General features: G+C 73.3%; 10 protein-coding genes. 3 read left to right on the forward strand and 7 right to left on the reverse strand.

Annotated elements, in window-relative coordinates; genetic code table 11:
• The first annotated feature begins 136 nt into the window (after positions 1-136).
• Both ACWC9R_RS31490 and ACWC9R_RS31495 read left to right on the forward strand, forming a co-directional pair.
• The gene (locus tag ACWC9R_RS31490; RefSeq protein WP_450736615.1) at positions 137-1,165 is read left to right on the forward strand and encodes an SAM-dependent methyltransferase; all 1,029 of its coding nucleotides are present in this window, start codon (positions 137-139) and stop codon (positions 1,163-1,165) included.
• A gap of 44 nt (positions 1,166-1,209) precedes the next feature.
• On the forward strand, positions 1,210-2,352 hold the full coding sequence (locus ACWC9R_RS31495) for an NADH-quinone oxidoreductase subunit D (RefSeq protein ID WP_450736617.1): 1,143 nt from the start codon (positions 1,210-1,212) through the stop codon (positions 2,350-2,352).
• A gap of 171 nt (positions 2,353-2,523) precedes the next feature.
• Here ACWC9R_RS31495 and ACWC9R_RS31500 read toward each other — a convergent pair whose 3' ends face one another.
• The 7 genes from ACWC9R_RS31500 to ACWC9R_RS31530 all read right to left on the reverse strand — a co-directional run bounded on the left by ACWC9R_RS31500 (position 2,524) and on the right by ACWC9R_RS31530 (position 9,324).
• A complete protein-coding gene (locus tag ACWC9R_RS31500; protein WP_450736633.1) occupies positions 2,524-3,612 on the reverse strand; it encodes a hypothetical protein in 1,089 nt (362 codons plus the stop codon).
• Positions 3,613-3,941: 329 nt separating this feature from the next.
• Positions 3,942-4,433 carry a DUF3180 domain-containing protein gene (locus ACWC9R_RS31505; protein ID WP_362610597.1) on the reverse strand — a complete coding sequence of 164 codons (492 nt, stop codon included), beginning with the start codon at positions 4,431-4,433 and terminating at the stop codon, positions 3,942-3,944.
• Positions 4,434-4,556: 123 nt separating this feature from the next.
• Positions 4,557-5,204: a 2-amino-4-hydroxy-6-hydroxymethyldihydropteridine diphosphokinase gene (gene folK / locus ACWC9R_RS31510; protein ID WP_450736619.1), complete on the reverse strand. Its 648-nt coding sequence runs from the start codon at positions 5,202-5,204 to the stop codon at positions 4,557-4,559.
• The gene (gene folB, locus ACWC9R_RS31515; protein ID WP_450736621.1) at positions 5,201-5,560 is read right to left on the reverse strand and encodes a dihydroneopterin aldolase; all 360 of its coding nucleotides are present in this window, start codon (positions 5,558-5,560) and stop codon (positions 5,201-5,203) included. Before folB ends, folK begins: the two co-directional genes overlap by 4 nt.
• Before the next feature lie 417 nt (positions 5,561-5,977).
• Positions 5,978-6,457 carry a nuclear transport factor 2 family protein gene (locus ACWC9R_RS31520; protein ID WP_362610603.1) on the reverse strand — a complete coding sequence of 160 codons (480 nt, stop codon included), beginning with the start codon at positions 6,455-6,457 and terminating at the stop codon, positions 5,978-5,980.
• Between the two features lie 5 nt (positions 6,458-6,462).
• The gene (folP, locus tag ACWC9R_RS31525; protein ID WP_450736623.1) at positions 6,463-7,353 is read right to left on the reverse strand and encodes a dihydropteroate synthase; all 891 of its coding nucleotides are present in this window, start codon (positions 7,351-7,353) and stop codon (positions 6,463-6,465) included.
• Between the two features lie 123 nt (positions 7,354-7,476).
• Positions 7,477-9,324 carry a phosphatidylglycerol lysyltransferase domain-containing protein gene (locus ACWC9R_RS31530; protein WP_450736625.1) on the reverse strand — a complete coding sequence of 616 codons (1,848 nt, stop codon included), beginning with the start codon at positions 9,322-9,324 and terminating at the stop codon, positions 7,477-7,479.
• Positions 9,325-9,465: 141 nt separating this feature from the next.
• On the opposite strand from ACWC9R_RS31530, the gene ACWC9R_RS31535 reads away from it, so the two are divergent.
• On the forward strand, positions 9,466-10,581 hold the full coding sequence (locus tag ACWC9R_RS31535) for an alpha/beta hydrolase (RefSeq protein WP_450736626.1): 1,116 nt from the start codon (positions 9,466-9,468) through the stop codon (positions 10,579-10,581).
• The last annotated feature ends 90 nt before the right edge of the window (positions 10,582-10,671 follow it).

The raw sequence follows: 10,671 nt of genomic DNA on the forward strand, positions 1-10,671 counted from the left end.
AACCGAGCGAGCGATCCTGTCCGGCGCGCCTACTCCCCAAGGTGGAGACTCTGCTCCGAATGTGTCGGCCCCCTGGGTGGACGGCACCTGGTGCCGTCCACCCAGGGGGCCGGTGCCCGCCCGTACCGTGGGGCAGATGACGAACGAGTGGTGCGGGTGGCGCGAGGCCACGGAGCGGGCGCTGTACGGCCCGGAGAGCGGCTTCTACACCCGGCCCGGCGGCCCCGGCCCCGCGGGCCACTTCCGCACCTCGGTCCATGTCTCCCCGCTCTACGCGGGTGCCGTCGCCGGCCTCCTGTGCCGCGTCGACGCCGCGCTCGGCCACCCGGACGAGCTGGCGCTGGTCGATGTGGGCGCGGGGCACGGCGAACTGCTCACGGGGGTGCTGGCGGCGCTGCCCGCCGAGGTGTCCGCGCGGCTGCGCCCGTACGCGGTCGAGCGCGCCGGGCGCCCCCAGGGGCTCGATCCGCGGATCGTGTGGCGGGACGAGCTGCCCGCGCCGGCTTCGGTCACCGGGCTGCTGTTCGCGAACGAATGGCTGGACAACGTGCCGGTCGAGGTCGTCGAGACGGATGACGACGGTGTGCCGCGCCGGGTGCTGGTCCGCGCCGACGGCACCGAGCGGCTGGGCGAGCCGGTGGACGGCGCGGACGCGGAGTGGCTCGCCCGCTGGTGGGCGCCGCCGGCGGGCGCCACCGGGGGCGGCGCCCCGGGACTGCGCGCCGAGGTCGGCCGTCCCCGGGACGCGGCCTGGGCACGGGCCGTCGGCACGCTGCGCTCCGGTCTGGCCGTCGCCGTCGACTACGCGCACGAACGGGGCGGCCGCCCGCCGTTCGGCACGCTCACCGGCTTCCGCGACGGCCGCGAGGTGGCGCCCGTGCCGGACGGCAGCTGCGACATCACGGCGCATGTGGCGCTGGACGCCTGCGCCGGGCCGTCGGCGAAGCGGCTGACCCAGCGGGCGGCGCTGCACGCCCTGGGGGTGGACGGCCGGCGCCCGCCGCTCTCCCTGGCCGCCACCGACCCGTCCGGGTACGTGCGGGCCCTCGGCGCTGCGGGCGCGGCGGCCGAGCTGACCGATCCGGCGGGCCTGGGCGGCTTCGGCTGGCTGCTGGAGCCGGTGGGCGGGGCGTGCGCGGCCCTGCTCACGGACTGGGACGCCTGAGGGCCCAGGGGTCCGGTGGGGCGGTGGCCTGCGAGACTGTTGCCATGACGGAGACGACGGTCGGCATCGGCGGCGCGGCGGAGAGCACCGACATGGTGCTGAACATCGGCCCGCAGCATCCCTCGACGCATGGCGTGCTGCGGCTGCGCCTCGTCCTGGACGGCGAGCGCATCCAGCACGCCGAGCCGGTGATCGGCTATATGCACCGCGGCGCCGAGAAGCTCTTCGAGGCGCGCGACTACCGCCAGATCATCATGCTCGCCAACCGGCACGACTGGCTGTCGGCGTTCTCCAACGAGCTGGGCGTGGTGATGGCCGTCGAGCGGATGCTGGGCATGGAGGTGCCCGAGCGTGCCGTCTGGCTGCGGACCCTGCTGGCCGAGCTGAACCGGGTGCTGAACCACCTGATGTTCCTCGGCTCGTACCCCCTGGAGCTGGGCGGGATCACCCCCGTCTTCCACGCCTTCCGGGAGCGGGAGGAGCTCCAGACCGTCATGGAGGAGATCTCCGGCGGCCGGATGCACTACATGTTCAACCGCGTCGGCGGCCTCAAGGAGGACCTGCCGGCCGGCTGGCTGGGCCGGACGCGGCAGGCGGTGGCCGATGTGCGCTCCCGGATGGACGTCTACGACGACCTGGTCCTGGGCAACGAGATCTTCCGCGGCCGTACCCGCGGGGTCGGCGTCCTCGCGCCGGAGACGGTGCACGCGTACGGGGTGTCCGGGCCGATCGCCCGCGCCTCCGGTGTCGACTTCGACCTGCGGCGCGACGAGCCGTACCTGGCGTACGGGGAGCTGCGGTCCACGCTCGATGTGGTCACCCGGCAGGAGGGCGACTGCCTGGCCCGCTTCGAGTGCCTGCTGGCGCAGAGCCACAACGCGCTCGCCCTGGCCGACGCCTGCCTGGACCGGCTCGCCGAGCTGCCGCCGGGGCCGGTCAACCAGCGGCTCCCCAAGGTCCTGAAGGCCCCCGAGGGCGCGACCTACGCCTGGACCGAGAACCCCCTCGGCATCAACGGCTACTACCTCGTCTCCAAGGGCGAGAAGACGCCCTACCGCCTCAAGCTGCGCTCGGCGTCGTTCAACAACATCCAGGCGCTGGTGGAGCTGCTGCCGGGCACGCTGGTCTCCGACATGGTCGCGATCCTGGGCTCGCTGTTCTTCGTCGTCGGCGACATCGACAAGTAGACGGGGGCGAGTGCGGCCGGGGCCCCGGGCCCCGTCGGCGCACCGTCCCGTGGCGCACGGCTCGCACGGCGGCTCCTCCACACCCTGTGGACAGCGGGCCCGCCCGGCCCGGAACGCGGACCGGCCCCGGAGTTCAGGAGAACTCCGGGGCCGGTCGGCTGTCTGTGCAGGTCAGGAGATGGCGGTGCGCAGTGCGCCGATCTCGAACTGCTCGGTCTCGTCGTGCGCGGTCAGGTCGATGACCTCACCGCTGCCGGTGGTCGTCTCCCCGTCGGTCTGCCCGTTCCGCTCGTCCTGCCCGGACGGTTCGGCCTGCCCGGACGGCCGGGCGTCGGCCTCGGCGGACTCCGCGGACGGCTGGGTACGGGCCGAGTGCTCGGCGACGGCCTCGTCCCCGACGACGTCCGCCAGGTCCTCCTCCATCGGCCCGGTCAGCTGCCGGGGACCGGAGTCGGCCGCGTTGCCGAAGAAGTCGAAACCACCCGTCGCGCGGGACGTGGCGGGCCGGGACGGGGTGACGGCGGAGGCGGTGGCGGGCACCGGGCGGAGCGCGGGCCCGGCGGTGGCCTTACGGGCGGGGTCGGTCCCGTCCGTGCGCTGCTCGGCTGCCGCCGGGGCCTTCCCGCTGCCCTGCTCACCGTCCCGGCCGGCCCGGTCGCCGCGGCGGGCGGGCGGTCCGGAAGGGGCGGTGTCCCCGGACCTGGCGCCGCCCTTCGGCGCGCGCGCCTGCTGGGCGGCGCGCTGCCGGGCGGCGTTGCGGGCCAGCCGGCGCAGCGCCTGGTCGGCCTGCGCGTAGGTGGCGGGCTCGCGGCGGCCCGGAACGAGGGGCTCCGAGGGGTGGGCGGCGTCTCCCTGCGTGGACGAAGTCGAGAGCCGGAGGGGGGAGTTGACGAGCCGTGGAAGATCGGCGGCGGGCAGGGCCTTGGCCGGGGCCGCCTCGATGGCGAGCAGCCGGCGGCCCTCCAGGGCGCTGGCCCGTTCGGTCTCGGCGGTGGCGTAACGGCGGAGCAGTGCGGCGTGTTCGCTGCGCAGCCGGGCCAACTCGGCGCGCTTGGCGCGGAGTTTGGTCTCCAGGCCGGCCCGGATCTCGCGGGCCTCCTCGACATCCGTCTCGAGCTCGGCGACCCGCTCCTCGGTACGCCACTCGTCGCGCACCCGGGCGCGGGTGAGTTCGGCGACCCGGCGGCCGGCGTTACGGTCCCAGGTCCGCAGAAGGACGGCGCCGGTCAGTGCGGCGGCCGCGGCGCCCGCGGCGAGCACCCGTTGCACCAGATCGTCGCCGACACACCACGCGCCCGCGGCGCAGGCGATTGACGCACCGGCGACCGTAGAGGGAGGAAGCAGCCGGTGGAGGGGTGGGGATTGGCGGTGGCGTCCTCGTGGCATGGCCAGAAACTTACCGTGCGTGCGGGACTTATGGGGCCACGCACACCGATCCGTTTCCCGGTGGTTACTTCTCCACCGGTCCTTCGCATTTCGAAGAGCCGACGCCCCCGGGAGCGGGCCCGTGGCCCCGCTGCCGTGCGTCTTCTCCCGCCCCGCCCCCGCGGTTCGCGGCCTCCGCGGCGACGTGTCGGCCCGGCCCGGCGTCACACCGCCGCGTCCACCCCGCCGTTCCCGTTGCCGTCGTCGTCGGGCAGCTTGCACACCCGCTCCAGGAAGATCGCCGCGGCGACCACCGCCGCTCCGGCGAGGACCGACAGCCCGGCGTGGATCGCCTGGTCCCGGCGCGGCGCGACCTCCAGCCCGGCGGTCAGCAGAAAGACGCCGACACCGCCGTACAGCCCGGCCACCAGCGCCGCCACCAGCGCGCTGGCCTGACCGAGGATCACCGCACGGGCGGCCACCAGCGGTTCGACGCCCTTGGCACCCGGCCGGCGCTCGCGCTGAGCGCGCAGCCGCGACCGGAAGGAGAACGCGGTGGCGGCGAGCATCGCGGCGATCAGCGCCAGCACGACCGGAGCGGCGACGGGAACGCTGGGCAGGGTGCCGAACGCGTCCCACAGCCGGGCGCCGCCCCAGGCCAGCACCCCGGCCGCCAGAAACAGCCCGACCAGCACCTTGATGTGTAGCTGCTTCACCGAGCGATCGCCCCTCGCACCGTCATGACCTTCCCTGCCGACACGGCCGCCCCTGTCGTCCCGGCCGCCGTGTCCGTTCCGTACGGATGCCTCCCTCGGGGAGCCGACCCGCAACCCTCACACCTACTCCGGCAGCCGCAGTTCCAGGTCCGCCCGCGGCTCCACACCGTCGCTGCCGACCGCGGACAGCAGCTCGGCCACCCCGCCGTGCCCGGGGACCACGGCCTCCGGGTCGATGTCGTGCCACGGCACCAGCACGAACGCCCGCTCATGGGCGCGCGGGTGCGGCAGCGTCAGCCGCGGGTCGTCGGAGACCACGTCCTGGTACGCCAGGATGTCGACGTCGATCGTGCGCGGCCCCCAGCGCTCGTCGCGGACCCGCTCGAAGGCCTCCTCGATCGCCTGCCCGCGCTCCAGGAGGGAGTCCGGCGGCAGCGTCGTCTTGATCAGCACCACGGCGTTGAAGTACGTCGGCTGGGAGCCGGGGGCCACGCCCCACGGCATGGTCTCGTAGACCGGGGAGACCGCCTTGACCCGCAGACCGGGGGTGTCTTCCAGCGCGTCGACGGCGCCCTGGAGGGTCTCCAGGCGGTTGCCGAGGTTGCTGCCGAGGGAGATCACGGCGCGTTTGGGGTTGGAGAGCGTCACATCGGCGGCGTCCACCTGCTCCACCACGGAGGCGGGCACCGGCTGCACGGTCGGGTCACCCAGGCCGGGACGCGGCGCTGCGGCTCCGGCGGGGGCGGTGGTCGGCTGACGGGCGGAATTCATACTCGGCTCCGAGTGATGGTGATGGTCACGTCATCGAAGGGGACGGTGATGGGCGCGTCCGGCTTGTGCACCACCACCTCCACCTCCTGCACGCCCTCGTGCTTGAGGCACTGGTCGGCGATGCGCTCGGCCAGGGTCTCGATGAGGTCGACCGGCTCGCCCTGCACGACGGCCACCACCTCCTCGGCCACGACGCCGTAGTGCACGGTCTTCGCGAGATCGTCGCTGGCCGCGGCCCTGCGGGTGTCCAGACCGAGCACCACGTCGACGATGAAGGTCTGGCCCTCCTCGCGCTCCCGGGGAAACACCCCGTGGTGGCCCCGGGCCTTCAGCCCACGCAGCCCGACACGATCCACGCGAATCACTCCCACTGGTCCACGGCACCTCTGGCGCCACTGTTCGTCGGATTCCGGGCCGCCGCCGGCAGCGCCGGCAACACTCCCCGCCGTCGAATCTACCTTCGAGCACCGACAGTCCTCGCCCACGGGGGCTATGGACAAGACCCCGTCCTGCTGCTAGATGCCGCCCCGCGAGGCAGCGGCCAGCGGGCCGGGAGATCGTCCGCGCGGCCCTCTTACCCCCCTGCCCACGCCCCACCCCTACCCGTGCCGCACTTGGCTCGAACGGGTGCGCCCTCACCCGGATGGCTGACGTCCGCCCCTACGGCCGCGCAGGCCGCCGCCCCGGACGCAAGGGCGGGCGGTCATGGCAAGGCTCACACCCCGCCCGCGCCCAGGGAGCCGCCGGCCCGGCGGCCGCCTCCCGGACGGTGCTCAGAGGGCCTCCTCGCCGCCCTCGCCGGCTCCCCCGTCCTCGTCGTCCCCGTCCTCGTCCTCGCGGTCCGCCAGCACCGGTGAGCCGTGGTGCGACCACACCCGCCAGCCGTCCTCCGTGCGCCGGAAGACATTGGTCGCCACGACCAGCTGGCCGATCAGCGGCCCCACCGAGCCGTCGTCCTCGGCGGGCCCGCCGCTGAGGATGTTCTCGGTGCAGGTCACCAGCGCCGTGTCGCCGACGACGTCGATCTCCACATCCGTGAGGAAGAACTGGATGTACTCGGTGTTCGCCATGATCAGCGCGTAGGAGCGCAGCACCTCGCCGCGCCCCCGCAACACCGGCCACCCCGGGTGGACCACGCTCACCTGGCCGTCCAGCCACAGCCCGGACAGTGCCTCGTGATCGCCGCGCTCGATGGTCTCGTACAGGGTGGTGTTCGCCTGCTCGACCAGCTCGATGTCCGTCTGCGGGCCCAAGCCGCTCACACCGTTCCCGTCGTGTCCGCCGTCGTCCCGCCTGCCGCGCACTCCACGGCACGGGCCACCCGTACCGCGTCCGCGCTCGCCCTGACCTCGTGCACCCGCACCGCCCAGGCCCCCTCTCGCGCCACGATCGCCGACACCGCCGCCGTCGCGGCATCCCGCTCCCGGGCCGGCGGTGCGGCGGCTCCCTCGCCGCCTGCCAGCACCCTGCCCAGGAACCGTTTCCTCGAAGCGGCCACCAGCAGCGGACGGCCCAGCGCGCGCAGCCGCTCCAGCCCGGCGACCAGCGCGAGGTCGTGCCCGGCCTCCTTGGCGAAGCCCAGGCCGGGGTCGATCACGATCCGGTCCGGGTCGATCCCGCCGGCTACCGCGCGCTCCATGCTCTGCTCCAACTCGGCGACGACCTCGGCGACCACGTCCCCGTAGACGGCGCGGTTGTTCATGTCGATGGACTGGCCGCGCCAGTGCATCACCACGAACGGGACGTGGTGGGCGGCCACCGCCGGCACCATCGCCGGGTCGGCCGCGCCCCCGCTGACGTCGTTGACCAGCCGCGCCCCGGCCTCCACGGCCCGCTGGGCGACGGAGGCCCGCATGGTGTCCACGGAGACCACCACACCGGCGGCGGCCAGCTCCCGGACCACCGGAACGACCCGGCGCAGCTCCTCGTCCTCGTCGACCCGCGCCGCGCCGGGACGGGTCGACTCGCCGCCCACGTCCACCATGTCGGCGCCCTGCGCCACCAGGTCGAGACCGTGTTTGACGGCGAGTTCGGTATCGAACCAGTCACCGCCGTCGGAGAACGAATCGGGCGTCACATTGACGACGCCCATCACCGCGCAGCGTTCCCAGTCCGGCAGTCCGGCCACCCGGCCACGCAAGGTACTCATGGCACCAGCGTAGGCCGTGTGCCGACCGGCCGGATTGCCGCCACCGCATGCGGGAACCGGCCCCGGCGGGCCAGGGGCCACGGCCCGCCGCGCGCCCTGGGGAACAGCCGGTCCGGGCTCCCGTCAGGCGGCCCGCTCGACCGCCCCCGGCGCGGCGGCCGGCTGCGGCAGATGGGCGCACGGCCGCGGCGGCGCGGCCTTCCTGCGCCGCAGTACGCGCGGCAGGCTCAGCTCCAGATAGCCCTCGGCCTGGAGCGCGGCCAGGCCGATACGGGGGATGTCGCGGCTGTTGCGGAAGACCACGAAGCGGGGCTCCCAGCGGGGCCGGAACTTGTCGTTGAACTTGTACAGCGACTCGATCTGGTACCAGCGGGACAGGAACACCAGCATGCCGCGCCAGACCCGGATGACCGGTCCCGCGCCGAGCTTCTCGCCGCGCTCCAGCGAGGAGCGGAAGACCGCGAAGTTCAGCGACACCTGCTTGACGGCGAGGTCCGGGGCGGCCTGCAGCGCGGCGACGATCAGCAGCTCGTTCATCCCGGGGTCGGCGCTGCGGTCGCGCCTCATCAGCTCCAGCGAGATCCCGCTGTCGCCCCACGGCACGAAGTGCTGCATCGCCTTCAGGTCGCCGTACGGGCCGGGCTCCTCGCCCTCGGCCGCGGCCAGATGGGCGGTGGCGATCACCGCGTCGCCGTCGGCCTCCGCGTCGATCCGGCCCAGCGCCATGGAGAACCCGCGCTCGGTGTCGGTGTCCCGCCAGGCGTTCGCGGCCTGCTGGATCTGCGCCAGCTCGGCCGGGTCCAGATCACGCACCCGTCGCACCTGGGTCCGGTAGCCGTTGCGCTCGATGCGCTTGACCATCTGCCGGACGTTGCGCATCGCGCGGCCGCTGAGGGTGAAGTCGGCGACGTCCACGATCGCCTCGTCGCCGAGCTCCAGCGCGTCCATGCCGGTCTCCCGGGTCCACACCTGGCCGCCGGTCTCGCTGCAGCCGGTGACCGCCGGGGTCCAGGAGTGCGCCTTCGCCTCCGCCATGAAGCGCTCGATGGCGCCCGGCCAGGCCTCCACGTCGCCGATCGGGTCGCCGCTGGCGAGCATCACGCCGGAGATCACCCGATAGCAGACCGCGGCCTTGCCGGTCGGGGAGAAGACCACGCCCTTGTCGCGGCGCAGCGCGAAGTAGCCGAGCGAGTCCCGGGCACCGTGCCGGTCGAGCAGCCCGCGCAGCTGCCGCTCGTCGTCGTCGGTCAGCCGGGCGGCCGGGTGCTCGGGGCGGAAGGCGAGGTACGCGGTGGTGGCGACGGTCAGCAGGCCGAGCGCGCCGAGCGAGTAGCCGACGGTGTAGTCGACGTGGTGGGTGTAGCCGACCGGGCCCTCGAAGCCGAACAGGCCCCACAGGACGTGCTGGGCGCGCGCCCAGAGGGAGGGCGAGCCGATGGTCTTGTGGGGGTGCGAGCTGACGATGACCAGGCCGATGCCGAAGCTGACCCCGCCGAGGACGACGAGGTTGGCCAGCGCCTTCCAGCGGCTGCGCGGATCGGGCAGCGCCGCGAACTCCCGCCGGTGCCACACCAGGTACACCAGCAGCGCCAGCGAGAGCACCGCCCCGAAGACGGAGTGGCGGTAGACGAGCTGGGCGGCGATCCCCACCGGGAGCAGCGCCACGGCCGCGCCCCAGGCCCGCCGCTTACGCCGCTTGAGTCCGTGGGCCAGAAGGAGCAGCAGGATGCCGACGACGATGGAGGCGGCGGCCGCCAGCGGGCTCACCGCGCCGGGCAGCACCTCGGCCAGGGCGTGCATCCGGCTGTGCCGGAAGCGCGGGAACACCCCCGCGGCCAGGTTCAGCAGGCCGACGACCACACCGGCCGTACCGACGATCCCCGGCACCGCTTCGGGCCGCGGGCCGCGGAGCCAGCGTGGCGTTCGCCACGCAACCGTCTCCGAATTTTCGCCATCTAGCCTGTCAGACATCACTTTCCCGTCGCCCCGGTCGAGAGAACGTGCGAGCCTTGTCGCAGCATCTGGACTTTTTGCGCCCTGTATGACGGCGTTTCAGGGCTCGGGGTTCCACCAGCGGTACGGATGGCCCGGCCGCCCGGAAGAAAGCACCACATGGGTCTCACCAGCAAGAAAGTGCTGCTTCTTGCCGTCCTCGTCGCGGTGGCACTGTTCGTCCTCACGATCTGGCTCTGGCCTCGCCTCTCCAAGGGGAACTGGCGCGCCGTTCTCGGCCGTATCGGCCTCCTGATGGCGACGCAGATCACCCTCTTCGCCGTGATCGGTCTCTACGCCAACAGTTCCTTCGGTTTCTACGCGTCCTGGGCCGACCTCTTCGGCCAGGAACAGGAGCCGGGCGTGGTCACCGACTACAAGACCGGGCCGCACGGCACCGAGCTGCGGATGCTGGGCACCGAGCGGGTGAGCGTACGCAACGGCTCCCGCCCGGAGACCGGCGGCCGGATCGACAAGGTGCTGGTGCAGGGCGAACACTCACAGATCGCCAGCCCCGCGTTCGTCTATCTGCCGCCGCAGTACTTCCAGAAGAAATACGCGCACAAGAAATTCCCGGCGGCCCTGGTGCTCACCGGCTACCCGGGCACCGCCCAGGCGCTCTACAAGAAGCTGCATTTCCCGCAGACCCAGCACGAGCTGCTCAAGAAGCGCAAGATGCAGCCGACCGTCCTGGTCATGATGCGCCCGACCGTCGCCCCGCCCCGCGACACCGAGTGCATGGACATACCGAACGGCCCGCAGACCGAGACCTTCTTCACCAAGGACCTGCGCGCGGATATCTCGGCGCACTACCGAATAGGGCGCGAGGCCAAGAGCTGGGGCGTCGTCGGTGACTCCACCGGCGGCTACTGCGCGCTGAAGATGACCATGCGCCACCCCGAGGCGTACTCCAGCGCGGTCGCCCTCTCCGGCGCCTACAAGGCCCCGCGCGATGCCACGACCGGGGACCTCTTCGGCGGCAGCCGGCAGCTGGAGCGCGAGAACAACCTGCTGTGGCGTCAGCGGCATCTGCCCGCGCCCCGGGTGAACCTGCTGGTCACCAGCAGCAAGCAGGGCGAGGCGAATTACGACCAGACGCTGCGGTTCATCCAGCAGACGAAGTCGCCGAGCCGGGTCTCGTCGATCATCCTCGACAGCGGCGGCCACAACTTCAACACCTGGCGCCGGGAGATCCCCGCCGCCCTGGCGTGGCTGGGCGGCCGGCTCACGGTCTGACGGACCGGCGCCCGCGCCCCCCACCGGCACCGACGACGGCCGGGCCCCCGCGGGGGCCCCCCCGAGCGGGGGGCGAGCCGCCAATAGAAG

Source organism: Streptomyces sp. NPDC001219 (genome assembly GCF_053597915.1).

Coding starts and splice junctions, on each gene's coding strand:
- ACWC9R_RS31495 (WP_450736617.1), top strand. CDS start 1,210: ATGACGGAGACGACGGTCGGCATCGGCGGCGCGGCGGAGAGCACCGAC.
- ACWC9R_RS31530 (WP_450736625.1), bottom strand. CDS start 9,324: ATGTCTGACAGGCTAGATGGCGAAAATTCGGAGACGGTTGCGTGGCGA.
- folP (WP_450736623.1), bottom strand. CDS start 7,353: ATGAGTACCTTGCGTGGCCGGGTGGCCGGACTGCCGGACTGGGAACGC.
- ACWC9R_RS31490 (WP_450736615.1), top strand. CDS start 137: ATGACGAACGAGTGGTGCGGGTGGCGCGAGGCCACGGAGCGGGCGCTG.
- folK (WP_450736619.1), bottom strand. CDS start 5,204: ATGAATTCCGCCCGTCAGCCGACCACCGCCCCCGCCGGAGCCGCAGCG.
- ACWC9R_RS31535 (WP_450736626.1), top strand. CDS start 9,466: ATGGGTCTCACCAGCAAGAAAGTGCTGCTTCTTGCCGTCCTCGTCGCG.